20 protein-coding genes are annotated in these 19,670 nt (G+C 34.5%); 12 read left to right on the top strand and 8 right to left on the bottom strand.

The features are described from left to right. The first annotated feature begins 18 nt into the window (after nt 1-18). Complete coding sequence (locus ABXT67_RS13910; protein WP_415374643.1) at nt 19-1,320, top strand: dicarboxylate/amino acid:cation symporter; 1,302 nt, start codon at nt 19-21, stop codon at nt 1,318-1,320. 107 nt (nt 1,321-1,427) lie between these two features. Beyond that, nucleotides 1,428-2,228, top strand: a complete 801-nt coding sequence (locus ABXT67_RS13915) for a hypothetical protein (protein ID WP_415374644.1) — start codon at nt 1,428-1,430, stop codon at nt 2,226-2,228. A 139-nt stretch (nt 2,229-2,367) separates the two neighbouring features. Here ABXT67_RS13915 and ABXT67_RS13920 read toward each other — a convergent pair whose 3' ends face one another. Then, on the bottom strand, nt 2,368-2,940 hold the full coding sequence (locus ABXT67_RS13920; protein ID WP_415376999.1) for a mechanosensitive ion channel family protein: 573 nt from the start codon (nt 2,938-2,940) through the stop codon (nt 2,368-2,370). Nucleotides 2,941-2,976: 36 nt separating this feature from the next. Continuing rightward, the gene (locus ABXT67_RS13925; protein ID WP_415374645.1) at nt 2,977-3,150 is read right to left on the bottom strand and encodes a mechanosensitive ion channel family protein; all 174 of its coding nucleotides are present in this window, start codon (nt 3,148-3,150) and stop codon (nt 2,977-2,979) included. 144 nt (nt 3,151-3,294) lie between these two features. On the opposite strand from ABXT67_RS13925, the gene gshB reads away from it, so the two are divergent. From gshB to ABXT67_RS13955, 6 genes are all read left to right on the top strand, one after another. Beyond that, nucleotides 3,295-4,323, top strand: coding sequence for a glutathione synthase (gene gshB / locus ABXT67_RS13930; protein WP_415374646.1), 1,029 nt, complete (start codon nt 3,295-3,297; stop codon nt 4,321-4,323). 50 nt (nt 4,324-4,373) lie between these two features. Beyond that, entirely contained in the window at nt 4,374-5,216 is an 843-nt protein-coding gene (locus tag ABXT67_RS13935) for an N-formylglutamate amidohydrolase (protein ID WP_415374647.1), read from the top strand. A gap of 20 nt (nt 5,217-5,236) precedes the next feature. Beyond that, nucleotides 5,237-6,400: a flavohemoglobin expression-modulating QEGLA motif protein gene (locus ABXT67_RS13940; RefSeq protein WP_415374648.1), complete on the top strand. Its 1,164-nt coding sequence runs from the start codon at nt 5,237-5,239 to the stop codon at nt 6,398-6,400. Nucleotides 6,401-7,700: 1,300 nt separating this feature from the next. Next, entirely contained in the window at nt 7,701-7,886 is a 186-nt protein-coding gene (locus ABXT67_RS13945; RefSeq protein WP_415374649.1) for a hypothetical protein, read from the top strand. A gap of 29 nt (nt 7,887-7,915) precedes the next feature. Continuing rightward, nucleotides 7,916-8,095 carry a hypothetical protein gene (locus tag ABXT67_RS13950; RefSeq protein WP_415374650.1) on the top strand — a complete coding sequence of 60 codons (180 nt, stop codon included), beginning with the start codon at nt 7,916-7,918 and terminating at the stop codon, nt 8,093-8,095. Beyond that, on the top strand, nt 8,096-8,461 hold the full coding sequence (locus ABXT67_RS13955; RefSeq protein ID WP_415374651.1) for a hypothetical protein: 366 nt from the start codon (nt 8,096-8,098) through the stop codon (nt 8,459-8,461). A gap of 85 nt (nt 8,462-8,546) precedes the next feature. Here ABXT67_RS13955 and ABXT67_RS13960 read toward each other — a convergent pair whose 3' ends face one another. Both ABXT67_RS13960 and ABXT67_RS13965 read right to left on the bottom strand, forming a co-directional pair. Next, nucleotides 8,547-8,954, bottom strand: a complete 408-nt coding sequence (locus tag ABXT67_RS13960; RefSeq protein WP_415374652.1) for a thiol-disulfide oxidoreductase DCC family protein — start codon at nt 8,952-8,954, stop codon at nt 8,547-8,549. 97 nt (nt 8,955-9,051) lie between these two features. Then, nucleotides 9,052-11,211 carry an endonuclease MutS2 gene (locus tag ABXT67_RS13965; protein WP_415377001.1) on the bottom strand — a complete coding sequence of 720 codons (2,160 nt, stop codon included), beginning with the start codon at nt 11,209-11,211 and terminating at the stop codon, nt 9,052-9,054. 100 nt (nt 11,212-11,311) lie between these two features. Here ABXT67_RS13965 and ung point away from each other — a divergent pair, with 100 nt between their 5' ends. Next, nucleotides 11,312-11,977, top strand: a complete 666-nt coding sequence (gene ung / locus ABXT67_RS13970; RefSeq protein ID WP_415374653.1) for a uracil-DNA glycosylase — start codon at nt 11,312-11,314, stop codon at nt 11,975-11,977. A gap of 292 nt (nt 11,978-12,269) precedes the next feature. Here the strand turns inward: ung and ABXT67_RS13975 are convergent, their stop codons facing one another. From ABXT67_RS13975 to ABXT67_RS13990, 4 genes are all read right to left on the bottom strand, one after another. Beyond that, entirely contained in the window at nt 12,270-13,118 is an 849-nt protein-coding gene (locus tag ABXT67_RS13975) for a substrate-binding domain-containing protein (RefSeq protein WP_415374654.1), read from the bottom strand. Nucleotides 13,119-13,145: 27 nt separating this feature from the next. Further along, complete coding sequence (locus ABXT67_RS13980; protein WP_415374655.1) at nt 13,146-14,003, bottom strand: nucleoside phosphorylase; 858 nt, start codon at nt 14,001-14,003, stop codon at nt 13,146-13,148. A gap of 152 nt (nt 14,004-14,155) precedes the next feature. Next, entirely contained in the window at nt 14,156-14,482 is a 327-nt protein-coding gene (locus ABXT67_RS13985) for a translation initiation factor (protein ID WP_415374656.1), read from the bottom strand. 654 nt (nt 14,483-15,136) lie between these two features. Next, on the bottom strand, nt 15,137-16,087 hold the full coding sequence (locus tag ABXT67_RS13990; protein ID WP_415374657.1) for an isopenicillin N synthase family dioxygenase: 951 nt from the start codon (nt 16,085-16,087) through the stop codon (nt 15,137-15,139). Between the two features lie 121 nt (nt 16,088-16,208). Here ABXT67_RS13990 and ABXT67_RS13995 point away from each other — a divergent pair, with 121 nt between their 5' ends. The 3 genes from ABXT67_RS13995 (at nt 16,209) to ABXT67_RS14005 (ending at nt 19,638) form a co-directional block, all read left to right on the top strand. Further along, nucleotides 16,209-18,215: a thiamine pyrophosphate-dependent enzyme gene (locus ABXT67_RS13995; RefSeq protein ID WP_415374658.1), complete on the top strand. Its 2,007-nt coding sequence runs from the start codon at nt 16,209-16,211 to the stop codon at nt 18,213-18,215. Nucleotides 18,216-18,445: 230 nt separating this feature from the next. Further along, nucleotides 18,446-18,931 carry a lipocalin gene (locus ABXT67_RS14000; RefSeq protein WP_415374659.1) on the top strand — a complete coding sequence of 162 codons (486 nt, stop codon included), beginning with the start codon at nt 18,446-18,448 and terminating at the stop codon, nt 18,929-18,931. Beyond that, nucleotides 18,931-19,638 carry an OmpA family protein gene (locus tag ABXT67_RS14005; protein ID WP_415374660.1) on the top strand — a complete coding sequence of 236 codons (708 nt, stop codon included), beginning with the start codon at nt 18,931-18,933 and terminating at the stop codon, nt 19,636-19,638. The genes ABXT67_RS14000 and ABXT67_RS14005 overlap by 1 nt, the downstream gene beginning before the upstream one ends. Nucleotides 19,639-19,670 lie beyond the last annotated feature (32 nt).

Consider the following 19,670-nt stretch of genomic DNA (forward strand, 5'->3'; position numbering starts at 1 on the left):
GACAATAAAAAACCATCTATGAAGAAATTAGCATTACACTGGCAAATATTAATAGGAATGACATTGGGAGTTCTATTTGCATTGATTCTAACCAATTTTTCTTGGGGTTCTGATTTTATCGGGGATTGGATTAAACCTTTTGGAACTATTTTTATTAGTTCTTTAAAATTGATTGCAATACCGTTAATACTAGCTGCTCTAATTAAGGGTATTTCAGACTTAAAAGATATTTCTAGTTTGTCTCAAATGGGATTTCGCACTATTATAACCTATGTTATAACTACAGTAATTGCAGTATCTATAGGTCTAGGTGTAGTAAGTATTGTAAAACCAGGCGGCACCATTAATGAAGAGACGAGAAATGAACTTGTGGAAGCCTATGGAGGTGATGCTGAATCCAAACGTATAGATGCATCAAAACAAAAAGAAGCCGGCCCTCTTCAAGCGCTTATTGATTTAGTTCCAGAAAATATCTTTAGTGCATCGGCTAGTAATCGCAACATGTTACAAGTAATTTTCTTTGCTGTTTTCTTTGGCATAGGATTAATATTAATTCCAGAAGAAAAAGGAAAACCAGTTAAGGACTTTTTTGATGGGGTAAATGAAGTTATTTTAAAGATGGTAGACTTAATAATGCTTGCTGCTCCTTATGGTGTTTTTGCATTGTTAGCAGCACTTGTAGTAGAAGCACCTAGCCCAGATTTATTTGCAGCCTTAGGAATGTATGCAATATCTGTGGTGTTAGGACTTTTACTAATGGTAGGTGTTTATTTATTACTAGTTTGGATATTTACTAAAAGAACCCCTAGTTTCTTTTTAAAGGGAATAGCACCGGCTCAGTTATTGGCTTTTTCAACAAGTAGCAGTGCGGCTACACTGCCAGTAACAATGGAACGTGTAACAGAACACTTAGGAGTAGACGAAAAAGTTTCGAGTTTTGTGCTGCCAATTGGAGCTACTATTAACATGGATGGAACGAGTTTATACCAAGCAGTAGCCGCAGTTTTTATAGCACAAGCGTTTGGGATGGATTTAAGTTTTGGGACACAACTAGGCATTATAGCCACAGCCACGCTGGCCTCTATTGGTTCTGCTGCTGTACCTGGAGCAGGCATGGTAATGTTAGTTGGGGTTTTAGGCTACGCCGGAATACCGGAGGCTGGTCTTGCATTAATTTTTGCGGTGGACAGACCACTAGATATGTGTAGAACTGTAATTAATGTCACCGGTGATGCATCTGTATCTATGTTAGTCGCAAAATCTCAAGGCAAGCTAGGGGAACCACATGTTAAGGATTGGGATGATAATTACAAGAAATAAATTATTTTTAAACGTTAAATAACCTTTAAATAAAGAATTATAGTTATAATTGTAGTCCCAATCTTTAAATTTAACTGCCTGATTTACTGCTATATGAAAATATAGTCATGAAAAATATGTTTGTTTTACTGTCTTTTTTTGTGGGCACAATGCTCTTCTCTCAGGTTGGTATTGGAACGACAACACCGAGTAATGCTAGTATGTTGGAGGTTTCTAGTAGTGCCACAGGAAATTCTCCTTATAAAGGTTTTATGCCACCAAGGGTTCCTGCTCACGCAAATCTCTTGGATATTCCTGCGGGATTAGATGACGTTGGTTTAATAGTCTTTGTTGCAGAAACTGGAACTTTAGAAATATGGAATGGTTTAGGTTGGGAAGAAATTTATTCTCTTACAACCACAATTACGAATATTGCAAGTCAAGATTTTGATTCAAATTTAACTTGGAATTATACCAATACCCCAGCTTTTTATTATGACTATCTATTAGATGATGTTTGGGGAGTTATATCTACGTTTACAGATAATGCTGATAATAATATTGATAATGTAAATGGACATTTCTTAGGGTGTCGTGATTTAGATAATCCAACAGGTGGTGGCGATGTAGACCACGTTATTAGTTTTCAAAATGTTTCAGTAACTGGAATGAATAATGCCAGAGTTGTATTTGATTATGACATATATGAATTTGACAATGGCGATGATGTGAGTTATATTGTTTATTATGAAGATGTTGCGCAACCAACAGTTCTCTTAATGGATGGATCCGCAAACTCATCGGCCCAAGGAACCGAAATTATAGTCGTACCTCCTGGAACAAATAATGTTAGGCTTGATTTAATATTAAATCAAGACGGAAATGGTGATTATGCAGGATTTGATAATTTCAAAGTCTATTCCCTTTAATTTATATTCTATAGAATTAACCTTATTGCTTAATTACAAGTGTTTTTAGTTTTAAACATTGTATTCCAGCGACTTAATGCTGCCTCAACTAAAAAAAAACCTCCATAAGGAAGTTTTTTTTTACAAAAGGTTTAGACTATCACCCTTTTTTTCGTATTACAACTGCTTGAGGATAAGGAGTTTTAATGCCAGCGGCATCCAGTAGGTTTTTAGCATTCTCTAATTTAGCAAAGTAAACATCCCAATAATGTTCGGTATTACAAGAGGGACTTACTGCAAAATTCACTGAACTATCTCTAAGACCTGAAACTTCTGCCATAGGCGCTGGGTCTTTTAATACTTTTTCTTGAGAAGTAAGGACTTTCACAAGTACTTCTTTAGTCTTCTTGATATCTACATTATAACTCACACCAATGGTGTAAAAAACTTTCAAAACTCCATTTTCAGAATAATTAGTGATGTTTCCATTAGACAAAGCGCCATTTAGAATAATAACAAGCTTATTTTGAGAGGTGTTAATTTTAGTCGTAAATAAATCAATGTCAACTACAATTCCTAGTGCTCCTTGCCCTTCAATCAAATCTCCAATTTTAAACGGTTTAAATATCATTATTAAAACACCACCGGCAGAGTTATAAAGCGATTCTTGTAAAGCAAGACCAACGGCAAGACCAGCAGCTGCTAATGTCGCAGCAAAAGAAGTGGTTTCCACCCCCAACTTTGCTAATATTGAAAGTACTAGTAGGATTCAAAGCCCCCAACCAATTAAATTGCATAAGATTTTTTGCAAGATAAGACCGTGCTTTTTCTTCTCCATTAAGCGTTCTACTGTGCTCGTAATTTTCTTAACAAGCCAAGAACCAATTATCCAGATTAGAATAGCCCAAATAATTTTAGAGCCATATTCCACCATAAATTCCATTCCTTTTTCTGTCTACTATTCGATATCCATAAGTTTTTACTTTTTAAAATTTATATATTTTTGACAAATTAGTCAGATGCATACTTTTCTGAATTTTTTTAATTGAAAAAATACGTTATTTGTAGAAAACCTAAAACTATTTGTATGAATGTTTGTTTTATAATGTACCCTTGGGATGAAATGGATCCAGAAAATGATTCAACATTAGCCATGATTCAAGAATTTGCAAAGCGTGAACACGGTATCGCAATAACTACTCCCGCTAATTTAACAATTAGGGATAGTGTAGCGTACGGATTTAGCCGTTGTTTAAAAAGAGCAGAAAAAATTTCAAATAATTTAAAATCATTTCACAAAAAAGCAGCGTTTTATGACGAAATGTTACCCTTAGCTGGTTTTGATGTCATTATTTTAAGGAGCAATCCACCATTGGACATGATTATGCTTAATTTTTTAGATAGTGTAAAGGACGATGTTTTTATTATGAATGATTTAGATGGTATACGCCGAGCAAATAATAAACTATATACTGCTGTTTTTGAGGATGAAAAAAGTGAATTTATTCCTAGAACACATGTTACCAAAAACAAACAATATCTAAAAGAGACTATTAAAGAAGGGCCTGATAGAATGATTTTAAAACCATTAAATGGTTTTGGAGGTTCTGGTGTAATTCTTATTGAAAAGAGAGCTATGAAGAGTATTAATTCTTTATTAGATTTTTATATAGATAATAAAGATGGAACTAGTAATTACGTCATACTTCAAGATTATATTGAAGGGGCAGACCAAGGCGACGTTCGTATTCTTTTGCTCAACGGACAGCCAATAGGGGCTATGAAGAGAGTTCCAGGAGAAGAAGACCATAGAAGTAACGTTAGTGCTGGAGGTACTGTTCAAAAACATTCATTAACAAGTCAAGAGAAGGAGTTGTGCAGAAAGATTGGTCCTAAATTAGTGAAAGACGGACTCTATTTTTGTGGCATCGATGTGATTGGTGGAATGTTAGTGGAAGTTAATGTAATGTCGCCAGGAGGAATAACCTATATCAATAAGGTATACAAATCTAGAATTCAAGAAAAAATTATAGATTTTGTAGAGGACAAAGTACAAGAAAGAGTTATCGCTTTTGAGCGTCGCACAAAATTAAGAAAACACGTGGACGAAGCTTAAATCTTCCATTCTGAATCATTAAATACCGAAAGATCTAAACGATTTTTAATATGCAAAGACTATCTGTACCCGATATTATCGCGCTTATAAAAGCAAAAGAACCATTTGACGCAGTGACTGAAGATTATTCATTTACATTAAAAATAGAAGCATATGTGCCCTATGTGTGTGCTGCCGTTCACGATGGACACCAGTTTAGGAAGGAACTTTGGGATAATTGCTTGCATACTGAATATGAACGATGGTTTGAGGAAGATCCGTGCACAAAAGAGTTTGTAAAAACACATCCCATAGTTATTGCAGGCTGCGACAGTAGGTTTGAATACGATTTAAATAGAACTCCAGAAAAGGCAATTTATGAAGATGCCTGGGGGAAAAAACTATGGAAAGATCCTTTGACACCCGATCAGAAAAAAAAAAGCCTATCTAAACACAACACTTTTTACATTGTCGTTCAAACCCTTATTGAAGTACTTGAGGCTGAATTTGAAAATATTATTGTGTATGACATGCATAGCTATAACTGGCGCAGATGGGATAGGGAAGTACCTGTGATTAATCTAGGAACCTCAAATATTGACACTGCAAAATTTGGAAGTTTTGCTGAAAGTTGGAGAGCGTCCTTAGCACAGCTGAAACTTCCGTACGAAATAAAAGCTACTTCAAAAATTAACGATACGTTTCAAGGCAATGGTTATTTTCTGAAATACATCACTTCAAATTTTAATAATACGCTTGTACTCGCTACAGAATTTAAAAAAGTATATTGTGATGAACTAAATGGACTTATCTTCCCTGAAGTAGTCCAGGCAATCCAGACACAATTACAATCAAAAATTATAGAACACAACGCATTTTTTTTACAAAACATTTCTCAAGTTAAAGCAACTTAAGAAAAATCTAAAACCTTTTAATGTCATTACAAACAGCCGTTCAAGCTCATCCTCATCTTATAGAAATTGATCAATCTTTAAATAAGTTAGTTCAAAAAATAGAACTTCTCAATTATATAAACCCTATAAATATTGAACAGGAAAAACGAAATTTCTTTGCTTCAAAATACAATGTCAACCCATCATTTCACTACCGAAAAATAGATTTTGACGCACATAAATTACAACAAAACCTATTTTCACAGAATATAGATATTATTAAAGACGATAAATCTAGGGCTTTTTATAGAGATGTTATTTATGATTATTCTGGATTAATACAGTGTATTGAGACTATTGGAAATCATGATAAGTTTTATTACAACTGTTTAAAATCCTTTGGAACACCCAATGACAAGGACGTTGAAAATGCAAAGTTCATTCTTCATTTTAAGGATGAATCTACATTAGATAACGAAATGTCACCCATTTATACAGCAGAAGAAGCCGCTGGCTATTTTATGGATTTTATGAAGCAGTACAATTTTCCGCTTAAAATAAAATACTCTACAAAGATTTCGGCTGCAGCCATGGTGCAGAACAACACGCAAACACTTATACTAAAGAAAAATCACAGGTTTAGCATCAATCAATTAAAAGTACTCGCCAATCATGAAATTGGAGTTCACCTTGTTACCACCTACAATGCTATAGAACAACCGCTTAAGATTTTTTCCAATGGATTCCCTAAAAATGTTGAAACACAAGAAGGACTGGCTGTTTTTAGTGAATATATGAGTGGATGTCTAACACTTTATAGATTAAAAGAATTAGCCTACAGAGTATTAGCAGCAGATAGTCTCCGTAAGGGATTTGTGTTTGCAGATACCTTTGATCTATTACATAACCAATACAAATTAAATAGAGAAGAAGCATATAACATTAGCTTGCGGGCTCATAGAGGAGGAGGGTTCACAAAAGACTATATGTACCTTACTGGACTAAAAAAAGTATACGAAGCATTCTATAATAATCAAAACCTGTCTCCATTGCTTAGTGGTAAAGTCAGTCTAAAAAATGCTGAAATTATTACTACTTGGAAAGAGCAAGGTCTCGCTACAGAAATAAAACATAATAATTTCGCTTTTAACCAAAATGAAAATACCAACGTAAAATTAGACTTCATTTTAAGAAATTTAAAGTAATAACGGTATGTTAACTTTATATGAAACATATAGTTAAGCCGATGAACAGCATATCTTAATAGTTTTAATAAGAAAATATAACTCCCCTTTTATTTATCTTTACGTTTGTAACAATAAATAAAAAAATTATTCCTTGCTGTTTTAGGTTTAGCGCTATTTGCTTGCTGTGAAACAGAAACTAACGAAACAACTGCCACTAATGAAACGGCAGATTTAAGATTAATGACACCAAGGGCTTCATTTAACAACGAACAATCTGTTATGTGCACTGGCGTAATTGCTGGTATTGAAAATGGTTTCCACGGTAAGTTATGGATAAACATGAACAATGACCGTAATACCACTGCGATGATCGAAACTGCTTGAATAGATGTTCATTACATAGCCTCAGTAGGACAAGTAAATGGTATCTATCAATTTGAAGGAACTATAGGTTTTTTTAATTTTTAGTCAACCTATTTCAGGAAAGTATATCGTTATGATTGGCGGTAACACATATTGGTGTATGATCTCGATGCAAGGTTTAAGTACTAAATTTAGCAAAAGAAAATAACCTAAGGAAATTCTACAAACATTTCCAAGTAGGCAAGTGTTGGTAATAAATTATGCGCGTTGTTGCCATTTCGTTGTTTTTTATAGTTCAAAATATGTTTCTTAATTTTATTTTATATTTTTTCAACGTTTGAGTGACTTCGGTAAGTCATTTATTCCGAAAAATTTTCAATTCCGAATTAGTGACCAATTCTATACTTGCTAAAGACCTCTTTCAGTTCGGTTTTGATTTATAATTCAGATAATATTTGTAACAAATTCAATATCCTTCGGTCATATAACTAAACTTAAATACTTTACAATATGCGTAGTTTGTTAAAATCATTCCAAAAAAAATTGATTCAATTTTATCAATGTGAATTAAGAACCTTTAATAGAATACTTGGTATTAAATAAGTAAACGCGACTTGATTTTTATTCTTCGTTTGAGTGTGCAATTTCACAACTTGCTAAATTCCACACAAAGTTAGTTTTAATTTAATTCGGTTCGTTTGAATAGTCTTGTCCATTTTAGTCCATATTTAAACATAAAATATATTGGCGCTAAAATTAATGAGTAAAAGTAATAATAAGAATAGTCCAATTCAATCCAGCTTTTCCAGTAACAAACTCTTTAAATGTCGACCAAAAATTTGGATTGATTGCTATTCTATGAACAATGTATATTGTTAAAAAAGAGGTGATTATTAAAAAGACAGTACCGATAAATTTTTTTGTCATAATTATTATTTAAGTTTTACCAGTTCTAGTGAATTCCGAAATGATTGGCGGTAACGGAGTTGCAAGAGTACTAAAAGAGACTTGTCAAACTAGAATGACCACAGTATTAGGAACCTATGATAATTTCTTTGGTGGAGACTATGGAGGTACTTGGAATTTTATAGCACAAGATCAAGCGGGAGCTTCTTTTAGTGCAATTCAAGAATTGGGATAACTTCTTCTAATCCTGAAGTCACTAACAATATGATTATTGATCATACTTTTGAACTGGGATTACCAAGCTGTTATAATTTTGGTAACACAGCAAAACCAGTACCATCATTATTTTCAAATTATCCAAATACTGATAATATTCCTGATGATCTATTGACTCCAGAAAATGAAGCTGCTACGAGAGATTTTGCAGTATCTGCTATTAATTAATTGTTACCAATTGATACACCTAACAAAAACGCTGTGTATGATATTGGTTTTTCTCAAAATGTTATAGCCGACAATATGATTGTTGGTTATGATAGATTAGTTGGAAACCCTGCAGGAACGGTGCTAAGTTTATTTGGACTTAATTTACCAGATGGTTGTTATAATATTGATCCTATTAGTACTGGGATTCCTGGAGCAAATAGTCAGGGTTACTATACGGTAACTAACAATGATGGAGCTTTTCTTCACGAAGAAGGAAGAATATATATAAATGAAATAGCTAATTTAATCCAAGTAACCGGTATTCAAGGAAGCACCCCTTCTGAAGATAGAAGTAAATTAGATACATTAAATGCTATAGACTAAAGACTCTAATTAATTTAGTATACCTATTTAAAAGCCTGTGAAATAATTTCTCAGGCTTTTTTTATGCTTTAGAGGAAGGATCTTTCTATAAGAATTTATTTTTCAGCTCAGGAGTAGGAATCATACAACTATCTTTCTTTCCATACCACTTATAGCGATTTTTAGCGATGTAGTCATATACTGCGTTTCGGATCCATTTAGGTATGATTATAAAGCCATAGAGTACCGGCCATACCCCAGAAAGACCTTTTGCTACTCGCAAAGCCGCAGAGGATTTTGTATACGCTTTTCCATTCTCAATGAGAATAATAGAGTCTGTGTCTAGGGTATTAATACCATATTGCTTTAATAACCTTATACCTGGGGCTTCCTGTAATGCAGTAAATTTGTAAAGATTGGCACTATCACGTTTAATCACAAAGTTGATGGAGCTATTGCATAGATTGCAAACCCCGTCAAATAAAATTATGCTATGTTCTTTAGTTTCTTTCACTTCTGCATCTTATTCAGTTGTTCTTATTTAACTCAAACCCTCAAAGAATCAAATTTTGATATTCGGATTTTTACTTTTTGACATTTAAGCGAAGCAGCTAAACCTTTTCTAGTGCTTCTAAACTCACATTGGTGGTAAACATGCCATAATTTACAATCGCCTTTTTCTTTTCTATCGTATCTATCGTGCCAATTGCTTTTCCATCCAGCATTCGTACGCGATCGCCTATTTTTAAAGTAACTTTTGGTTTAGGTGGCGGTGCTTTTTTTAATTCGGCTTTCTCTTTCTGTTTACGTTCTCTAATAACCTTTACTTTCTTTTCTACTTCTTGTTCAGTAATGCGCTCTTTTGCCTTTACTTTTTGCTTTTGTTTAGGAGCTATTTTTTTTCGTTTGCTATTTTCAACGAGTACCATTTTAAATAACTCATCCAGTAGCGATTTTTTTTTCTTATTGTTATGATAACGATCTGATAATGTGTCAAACTTTTTACCAATACTAAGGAGCTTTTGATTGCTATCGTATAGTTCTTGATAGTTCTCTAATTTGTCCTGTAATTTTATATTAATTTCTTTGAGTTGCTGTTCTTCTTTCTTAGCTTTATCTGCAGAAGATTCCAAGGTTTCTGATGTTCTGCGAAGCTTAGCGCGTTCTTTTTGCAAATCAGCTATAGATTTATCAAACCGGATCTTTCCGCGGGCTACCTTCTTCTTTGCCTTGTTTATTAAACTATAGGGAATGCCATTTTTTTGAGCCACTTCAAAGGTAAATGAGCTACCCGCCTCTCCTAAATACAGTTTGTATAAGGGTTCTAGCGTACCGCTATCAAAGAGCATGTTTGCATTACTGGCGTTCGGTAATTCACTTGCTAACAACTTAAGGTTTGCATAATGGGTTGTAATAATTCCAAAAGCTTCCCGTTCGTAAAAGACTTCTAAAAATGATTCTGCCAAAGCACCACCCAATTCTGGATCACTCCCTGTTCCAAATTCATCAATTAGAAAGAGTGTTTTATTATTGCACTTCTTTAAAAACTGATTCATCTTTTTAAGCCGATAGCTATAGGTACTTAAATGATTTTCAATAGATTGATTGTCACCAATATCCGTTAAAATGCGATCAAAAAAGCAGAGTTCACTTTGTGGGTCTACGGGTATTAACATTCCGCTTTGCAAAAGCATTTGTAGTAAGCCAACAGTTTTTAGTGTGATACTCTTACCGCCAGCATTGGGACCAGAAATGACTATGATTCTATCTTCGTGGACCAAACTAATAGATTGAGAATAGGTTTTCTCTTTCCGCTTTGTGTTTGAAATATACAGCAAAGGATGAAAAGCATCAATAAGATGAAGCCTTCGCTCTTTAGTTATAATGGGTAATACCGCATTAATTGAGACTGCGTACTTTGCTTTTGAGTAAGTTGCATCTGTAGCAATTAAATATTCTTGATACTCAGTGAGCAGCTCTTTAAAAGGCCTTACGAACTCTGTAAGTTCTTTTAAAATTCTTTTTACTTCTTCACTTTCTTCATAAACAAGGTTGCTTAGTTCTGTAGTAAACTCAAATGTTTCTTGCGGCTCCATATAAACAATTCTTCCTGTTTTTGAAGTCCCTAAAACCGTTCCTTTTACTTTGCGACGATGCATTGCTTTTACGGCTAGAACACGCCTATTTTCAACAACAGTTTCTCTAATTTCATCGAGATAGTCGCTGCTAGCATACTTTGTCAATGCTTTTGTAAATGAAGAGTTTATTTGTCCTTTAACGCTATTGAGTCTGCGACGAATGATCCCTAACTGCGGAGATGCCTCATCTTTAACCTCCCCATATTTGTCAAAGACCGCGTGTATCTGGGTTGCAATTTCTGGATGATAAAAAATAGCCTCAGAAAAATGATTGAGCTGAATATAAAACTCTTGATACTTTTTAAAGAACTTTAAGAGTACTTGTATGGTTTCTACAATTTGAAGTATTCTTCTAAAGGACGAAATTTCAAGCGTACTATTCTCAATACCCAGGAGTTTTAATTCTTTAAAAATAGGATCAAAACCGTGATTAGGAATGGGTGCGTCGCTTCCTAAAGAAGCGGTAAACTCTTTTACAGCCTGTAATTGAGGAATTACATCAGCCAAGTCTTCAAACGGAGTTAATGCTGCTATACGTTCTTTTCCCGGCACGGTAATACAATACTCAGCAACTTGCTCAAGCACGGCAGGAAATTCTAAATCTTGGAGTGTTTTTTTATCTATTTTTACCATCATTGATTTCGCAGAAGGCGAAAATCTTTCTTAATTAGCAATTTGAAAATCGATAGTAACATTAGTTAATTTCGAAAATTTATTTACAAAAATACACATAATGGATGTAAAAATTGAACCCAGTTGGAACACTGTTTTAAAATCTGAATTTGAAAAACCATATTTTATTGGACTCCTTAATTTTGTTGAAGAAGAATATGAAAAGCATACGTGCTACCCACCAGTAAACCAGCTGTTTTCAGCTTTTGACTACACGCCCTTTAAAGAAGTTAAAGTGGTTATCATAGGCCAGGATCCATATCACGGAGCAGGGCAAGCACATGGTTTGTGTTTTTCAGTGGAAGATGGGATTAGGCATCCACCTTCTTTAAACAATATCTTTAAAGAATTACAAGCAGATGAAGGAGTCTCAATTCCGAGTTCGGGAAATTTACAACGTTGGGCAAGTCAAGGTGTTTTATTGCTAAACGCCACATTAACAGTGCGCGCCAATCAAGCGGGAAGTCATCAAAAAAAAGGATGGGAACAATTTACAGGTGCTGTTATTTCAAAAATTTCCAAAGAAAGAGAAGGTGTGGTTTTTTTACTTTGGGGTGGCTATGCTAAAAAGAAAGGGGCTATAATAGATACTAAGAAACACGAGGTACTCACTAGTGGTCATCCATCACCTTTAAGTGCAAATAGGGGATATTGGTTTGGCAATAAACATTTTAGTGAAACGAACAAACATTTAATTGCTAATAAAAAGACTAAAATTGATTGGTAGAAAAAAACAAGCCAACTAATTTACTGCTGTTGCAATAAAACAATTGGCTTATCCTACTTAAACTATTTAAACTTAAACTAAAATTACTCTTTATCTGAAATGTTAGGCTCTGTTGCATCATTGCAACTAAACTGCAATAACAAAAAATTGATACCTAAAAGCGTGCCTAAAATGATTAAAAATGTGATCATATATATGAGATTATATAATTAAGATGCATTATCTTTTAATGGGTTGCGTTCAGAATTAAAAAAAAACCAGAAAAACTTAAAGACGCTAAGCTAATATTCTCTTAGCTCAATATTTTAGTAGGCTTAAGTGTAGCGTCAATTAATTCTAATTGTAGTAATTTTTTCTGGACACGTTTTAATTCTAATTCAGTGAGCTTGTTTTGACTCCAGTGTGTGAGTGAAAGCCATTCTTGAACATCTTCTAGCTTTTGATCATAACGCCTTGAAATCACGGTGTCAATTCCAGGAATTTCTTTGAAGGTTTTAGTAGTATGGTTAATGATTTCTAAAATATCTTTGATTTCTTGAGGGTTCTTTTTTAAAACTTCATTTCGCACGGCTATCACAAAACACGGCCAAGGAGTAGGGCATTCTCCTAAAAGTTTAAAAGGACCATTATCTACGTGGGGTTTTGTCATAAATTTTTCCCACATAAAATAATCGCCGCGACCTTCTGGCAATGCTTCTAAAGCTCCCTCTAAATCTTTGATTACCTCAAAATCAAGATCTTTCTCGGTATCCCAACCTTGTTTTTCTGCGTGCACATAAGCCATTAAATGAGAACCTGAGCCATATCTACTAATTGCAGCCTTTGTTCCTTTTAAATCCTCAATTTCATTATAGGTACTATTCTTTGCGGAGTGTATCCCCCATAATAAAGGAGATTTTACAAAAACTTGAACTATTTTACAATCATTGCCATTAATGATGTCACGAATAATCCCTTCAGTAAGGATAACTGCCATATCAATTTCTTCTTCGCGCAATGCATTGCACATTTCTCCGGTCCCGCCAGCATAATCTTTCCAACGCAAATTGATATTCTTTTTTTGATATTCTTTGTCCTTAAGAGTAATATACCAAGGAAGGTTAAAATGTTCTGGCACTCCGCCAATCTTTAAATTTTTCATCGCAATACCTACTATTAGAATATATATTTAATCAATACTTTTTACAAGTATGTCTAATGTCTTTTTTATTAAACTATCAACTGTCTTCTTTGGTCTATCACTAAACGTGCCAAGTGCTCTATTGGCTATAATTGCATTTAGTGAAATAGCCTTATGTCCTAATAACGCTGCCATTCCATAAATTCCAGAAGTTTCCATTTCAAGATTTGTAATGCTCGTCCCTTGATAGTTAAAACGTTCCAGTTTGTTGTTTAATTCTCCATCTTCCAATCCTAATCTCAATTTTCTGCCTTGCGGTCCATAAAAGCCAACATTGGTTGCCGTTGTGCCTTTTATAAAGTCTTCTTTTAAAAACATCCCTAACAAATTTGAATCTCCTTTTACAACATAAGGAATCGATTTGTTTTTATTCCAACTAGTTTGTGCTACAAGTGCCTTTGAAAAAGCAGTATCTAAAAAATTAGTATTTCCATAAAAGTGCAACAGATTGTCAAAACCAATGGCAGTTTCGGTCACTAGAAAACTATCCATAGCAATGTCGGCTTGTATGGCTCCAGAGGTACCTATTCTTATAAAAGTTAGTGAGGTGAATTGCTCTTTAATCGTTTTATTTTTTAGGTCTATGTTAACCAATGCATCCAATTCATTAAATACAATATCAATATTATCAGTTCCTATTCCTGTGGAAATAACAGTGATTCTTTTGCCTTTGTATTTGCCAGTTTCTGTTTTAAATTCTCGGCGCTGTTTTGACACTTCAATACTATCAAAGTGTTTGGACACGCCACTAACGCGGTCTGGATCACCTACCGTTACTATGGTGTGGGATATATCTGATGGAAGTAGCTTTAAATGATAAATGCTACCATCGTCATTAAGGATCAATTCGCTTGGCGAAAGAGGGTTTAGATTTTCGATTTTGAAAGTACCATGTACAATTTATTTATTATTGATCATTTCTTATTTTACCGGTTGGTTATTTTTGAATCATATTCAAGATTTTTTTGAAAATCGCAAATCGCCAATCAAAAATCCACTCAGCCTCCAACACGTTTAGTTTTAAAGCCTTTATCTTGTAAGAACTTCATGATTTTATCGCGATAATCTCCTTGGATAATAATCTGTTCATTTTTAAAACTTCCGCCAACACTGAGCATCTTTTTGATCTCTTTTGCTAACTGCTTAAAATCACTGTCAGCTCCTGAGTATCCTTCTATTATAGTAATGGGTTTGCCTTTGCGTTTTTCGTATTTGCAAATCATAGGTTCGTCTTGTAACCAAAATGTATTATCGGTTTCAACTTTGGGAATCTCTTTTTCCTCGTGCTCTGGGAATAGGTTTTTCAATTGATCTTTTAAGTCCATGTTTGTTTCCGCGAAGGCAGGTATCTTTTTTATGAAATATTTTATAAACAAGTCAAATTTGAAAACGGTGTAAGCTATTTATTGCTACGAAATCTTAAATCAGAAACTTCTTTATTTCTATCAGCTATTGCTTTTTCTTTTCTTTCAGATCTAACTTTATTCTGTAAAGATATCGTTTAATTAAGCTTTGGAGGAGGTGGCGCTTTTAAAACAAGCGTATTATTTTGAGGATTTTTAAAACTCCTAGTAATTCCGTACATATTAATTTTCAATCAGATTATCAGAGTTAAAGTTACGATAAATAAGCCATTTTAATTTTTCATAAATTAACGTTCCACAATAATTGTCTAAAATACCGCTGTACGTTTCTCCATTATCATTTCCTTTAAAGGATTCAAGAGTTTTAATCTCAAAGCTATTATTGTTAGAGTCAGTTTTTGAAACCGCTGCTATATCTATAGATTCAGCGTTATCAAGGGCGATTTGCGATAATACTTTTAAATTACCACTATTCTTGCGGTCACACGCAAAATACTTTTACGGTATTGATAAGCGTTCAAAATAATAATAAAATAATTTTGCTTTTCATTTTTTCAGCTTGTGGTCAAGTATTATATAAAGACAAGTTTTTCATTTTACTTATTTTCAATAAAGCTACTCTTTAATCAATCCGATCTCAACAAGGCGCTGGTGTAAAAAATCCCCGGCAGAAATATCATCAAACGCTTTCGGGCTCTTTTCATCTACGCATTCTGGCATACAGCTTAAATCCATATCACCACGAGGATGCATAAAAAACGGAATTGAAAATCGAGGGTTCGCCCATTGTTCTTTTGGTGGGTTTGCCACACGGTGAATCGTAGAACGCAGTTTATTATTGGTATGCCTTTCCAGCATATCTCCAACGTTTATAACGAGTTCATCTTCCTGTGGTATCGCGTCAATCCACTCACCATCTTTACGCAATACTTGCAAACCTCCTGAGGAAGCCCCCATAAGTAAAGTAATTAAATTTATATCTCCGTGTGCTCCTGCACGCACAGCGCCTTGGGGTTCCTTAGTAATAGGAGGGTAGTGGATAGGACGTAAAATACTGTTTCCATTTGCTGCCCAATGATCAAAGTAATGTTCCTCAACGCCAATGTATAAAGCCAAAGCCCTCAATACATAGACTCCCGTTTTCTCGAGCATTCTATAGGCATCCATACCTGTTGTATTAAAATTGGGGAGTTCTTTGACCAGAACATTATCTGGATATTTTTCTTTCAACTTTGCATCTTCTGATGGTTCTTGTCCAAAATGCCAAAACTCTTTTAAGTCTCCTTCTTTTTTTCCTTTTGCGTGTTCTTTACCAAAAGAAACATAGCCTCTTTGTCCTCCTAAGCCTTCTATCTCATAGGCTTCTTTAATTTCTAAGGGAAGTGCGAAAAATGCTTTTATTTCTTTATAAAGACCGTCCACTAGCGCATCACTCAGAAAATGATTTTTTAGCGATACAAAGCCTATTTCTTCATAGGCAACTCCTATTTGGGACACAAACTTTTGCCTACGTTTTGGGTCATCACTTAAAAAATCTGACAAATCTACGCTAGGAATATTATTCATAAGAGTTTATTTTGTTCACAAAGATACCAAAATAGCGTTGGAAAACGCAGTGCAAATAAATACGATTGTACTTCGCAACGTTTCATAATTTTTTTACTTTTGAAGATACTTAACAAAGGCTATGAGTACAAAAATTGAACCTGACATATTTTTTGATTATCAAATTGATAATCTTGATAACACTACCCTAGAAAATCTTTATAAAGCAATGTTAAAACCTCGGATGATTGAGGAAAAAATGCTGATTTTATTAAGAATGGGCAAAATTTCAAAATGGTTTAGTGGTATTGGCCAAGAAGCTATTTCAGTTGGTATTACAAGTGTTCTTAACAAAGAAGAATATATTTTACCAATGCACCGCAACCTTGGTGTCTTTACCACTCGTGAGATTCCCTTATATCGTTTGTTCTCACAATGGCAAGGAAAAGCGAATGGTTTTACAAAAGGTCGGGATCGTAGTTTTCATTTTGGTACACAAGAGTTCAATATTGTTGGAATGATTTCTCATTTAGGGCCTCAATTTGGTGTAGCAGATGGGATTGCTCTTGGAAACAAACTCAAGAAAAACAAGCAAGTATGCGCCGTTTTCACGGGCGAGGGAGGAACTAGTGAAGGAGATATTCACGAAGCACTTAATGTAGCTTCCGTTTGGCAACTACCCGTTTTATTCTGTATAGAAAATAATGGATACGGATTGTCAACACCTTCCAGCGAGCAATATTACTGCGAAAATCTTGCAGATCGAGGCAAAGGCTACGGAATGGAGTCTCACATTATTGAAGGAAACAACATTATTGAAGTATATACTAAGGTAAAAGCTCTGGTCGAGGATATGCGCGAAAATCCGCGTCCTGTATTATTAGAGTTTAAAACCTTTAGAATGCGAGGCCATGAAGAGGCAAGTGGAACAAAGTATGTTCCAGAAGAATTAATTACCGAATGGGCAGAGAAAGATCCACTTATTAATTTTGAGAATTTCTTGTTGGCCAAAGGTATTATTACCGAAACCCAAATAGAAGAATTAAAAGTAGCTATAAAAGCTGAAATCGATGGTGGTTTAAATCTTGCTTTTGCAGAAGAAACAGTAAAAGCAGATTTAAGTACTGAGTTAAATGACGTATTTAAATCATTTGAATATCAGGAAGTTAAGCCTAATTCAACCACTGAAGAATTGCGATTGATTGATGCTATTTCGGTAGGGTTAAAACAAACGATGGAGCGCCACGACAATACGGTGATTATGGGGCAGGATATCGCTGAATATGGAGGTGTTTTTAAAATTACAGAAGGTTTCTTAGAGGCTTTTGGTCACGACAGAGTTAGGAACACACCAATTTGTGAAAGCGCTATCGTAAGTGCTTGTATGGGATTGTCTATAACTGGTTTTAAGGCCATTATGGAAATGCAATTTGCAGATTTTGTTACTTCAGGCTTTAATCCAATTGTAAATTATTTGGCAAAAAACCATTATCGCTGGAACCAAGAGGCAGATGTAGTCATAAGAATGCCTTGTGGTGCCGGTGTAGGTGCAGGACCTTTTCATAGCCAAACGAATGAAGCTTGGTTTACACATACCCCTGGATTAAAAGTAGTCTACCCTGCATTTCCGTATGATGCAAAAGGATTAATTGCAACCGCAGTTGAAGATCCAAATCCTGTATTGTTCTTTGAACACAAGGCGCTGTACCGCAGCATTCGACAACAAGTACCCACAGATTACTATACTATCCCATTAGGCAAAGCGGCACTTTTAAAAGAAGGGAATGATATTACAATCATCACTTATGGTTTTGGAGTACATTGGGCACTAGAGGTCTTGGAGAAGAACCCTTCCATTAAAGCAGATTTATTGGATTTAAGAACTTTAGCACCGCTAGATAAAGACGCTATTTTTGATTCGGTTAAAAAAACTGGAAAGGTTATTATTTTACAAGAAGACTCACTAATGGGTGGTCTTGCGAGTGATATTTCAGCAATGATTAGCGAAACGTGTTTTGAATATCTTGATGCTCCAATAAAAAGAGTGGCCAGTTTAGAAACTCCAATACCGTTTGCAGCAGCACTCGAAGAACAATACTTATCAAAGTCCCGTTTTGAGGAAGAATTAATTAATTTGAATGCCTATTAAAGGGGCCTTTAATGCAATAACTAAGGAGCAAGAGAAAATGATGCGTTTTACCGTTTTCAGTTAAAATTTTTATAAACGATGCCCAACTTTATACACGAAGTTGTAACTTATAAATCTTTTGATTTACATCTAATTATAGTTTATATTTCCTCAGTTCTATTAGTATTTGCAAAACTTAAAAGAATCTTAAAAACATAAAAAAAACAACCTCATTTAAAAATAGTTAATTTATGAAGAAATTAATTTTACTTGCCGTTATGGCATTAGTCGTTCTGGCTTGTGGAGTTCCTAAAACGGTAATCCAGTCTAAAAAAGTTATGAAAGGCTCTTGGAGCTTAGATACTATTAATTATGACCAACCTGGTAAATACAATATATCGCTATTAGATGATGGTTCAAGCGATTGCTTTGAAGGCTCTACTTGGAGATTTATCCCCAACAACAACAGCGGGGTTTATACCATTAAGAACAATGATTGTTTAACAGGTGATAGAAATTTCATCTTCACTATTGCAGAGATAGACCAGGCAACAAGTCTCTATGATTTCTTATTAAAGCCCACTGTTAAACAGGGGAGCGCAAATAAAGCTGAGAAAACAGGATATCGATTGCGATTATCACAACTTGGCGAATCATCAATGCAATGGCAACAAACCGTTATGGTTGATAATAAACCATTTACTTTTAATATGAACTTTACTAAAATTGAAGAATAATGAAAAAGATATTTAAACAAATAGCAACAATAGCATTGAGTGTGACCCTTATTACTGTATTTACAAATTGCGAAGCAACTAAAAACGTAAACAATAAACAAAAAGGAGCGGTAATTGGTGCAACCAGTGGAGCTTTGTTAGGTGCCATTCTTGGTAATAACATTGGTAAAGGTGGTAATGGAGCGCTTGGAGCCATAATTGGTGGTGTTGTTGGGGGCGGTGCTGGAGTACTTATTGGAAATAAAATGGACAAACAAGCACAACAAATCGAAAATGAAATTCCTGGTGCTCAAGTAGAACGTATAGATGATAATATTGTAATTACGTTTGATGAAAATAGTGGTGTTTATTTTGACACTGCTAAATTTTACATTAATCCTGCTTCACAAACAACACTAGATAAACTTAGCGGCGTTTTAGTTGAATATGGAGACACGAATATTCTTATCATTGGCCATACCGACAGTGTAGGTAATGATGCAAATAATATGAAGCTCTCTAAAAACCGTGCAATGTCGGTTAATAACTATTTTAACAATAAAGGCATCTCTTCTAATAGATTAACCACAAATTGGTATGGCGAACAATCTCCCGTAGGAGATAACGCTACTGCTGAAGGTAGAAAAAAGAATCGTCGGGTAAATATTGTAATTGTTCCTAATGAAAAAATGGAGCAAGATGCTGTAAACGAATCAAACGGGAATTAAATAAAAACGGAAATACAATTAAAAACCTTTTC

The sequence above is a fragment of the Patiriisocius sp. Uisw_017 genome, assembly GCF_047731265.1.
Lineage (GTDB): Bacteria > Bacteroidota > Bacteroidia > Flavobacteriales > Flavobacteriaceae > Patiriisocius.

Coding starts and splice junctions, on each gene's coding strand:
- ABXT67_RS13910 (WP_415374643.1), top strand. CDS start 19: ATGAAGAAATTAGCATTACACTGGCAAATATTAATAGGAATGACATTG.
- ABXT67_RS13915 (WP_415374644.1), top strand. CDS start 1,428: ATGAAAAATATGTTTGTTTTACTGTCTTTTTTTGTGGGCACAATGCTC.
- ABXT67_RS13925 (WP_415374645.1), bottom strand. CDS start 3,150: ATGGAATTTATGGTGGAATATGGCTCTAAAATTATTTGGGCTATTCTA.
- gshB (WP_415374646.1), top strand. CDS start 3,295: ATGAATGTTTGTTTTATAATGTACCCTTGGGATGAAATGGATCCAGAA.
- ABXT67_RS13935 (WP_415374647.1), top strand. CDS start 4,374: ATGCAAAGACTATCTGTACCCGATATTATCGCGCTTATAAAAGCAAAA.
- ABXT67_RS13940 (WP_415374648.1), top strand. CDS start 5,237: ATGTCATTACAAACAGCCGTTCAAGCTCATCCTCATCTTATAGAAATT.
- ABXT67_RS13950 (WP_415374650.1), top strand. CDS start 7,916: ATGATTATTGATCATACTTTTGAACTGGGATTACCAAGCTGTTATAAT.
- ABXT67_RS13965 (WP_415377001.1), bottom strand. CDS start 11,211: ATGGTAAAAATAGATAAAAAAACACTCCAAGATTTAGAATTTCCTGCC.
- ung (WP_415374653.1), top strand. CDS start 11,312: ATGGATGTAAAAATTGAACCCAGTTGGAACACTGTTTTAAAATCTGAA.
- ABXT67_RS13975 (WP_415374654.1), bottom strand. CDS start 13,118: ATGAAAAATTTAAAGATTGGCGGAGTGCCAGAACATTTTAACCTTCCT.
- ABXT67_RS13985 (WP_415374656.1), bottom strand. CDS start 14,482: ATGGACTTAAAAGATCAATTGAAAAACCTATTCCCAGAGCACGAGGAA.
- ABXT67_RS13990 (WP_415374657.1), bottom strand. CDS start 16,087: ATGAATAATATTCCTAGCGTAGATTTGTCAGATTTTTTAAGTGATGAC.
- ABXT67_RS13995 (WP_415374658.1), top strand. CDS start 16,209: ATGAGTACAAAAATTGAACCTGACATATTTTTTGATTATCAAATTGAT.
- ABXT67_RS14000 (WP_415374659.1), top strand. CDS start 18,446: ATGAAGAAATTAATTTTACTTGCCGTTATGGCATTAGTCGTTCTGGCT.
- ABXT67_RS14005 (WP_415374660.1), top strand. CDS start 18,931: ATGAAAAAGATATTTAAACAAATAGCAACAATAGCATTGAGTGTGACC.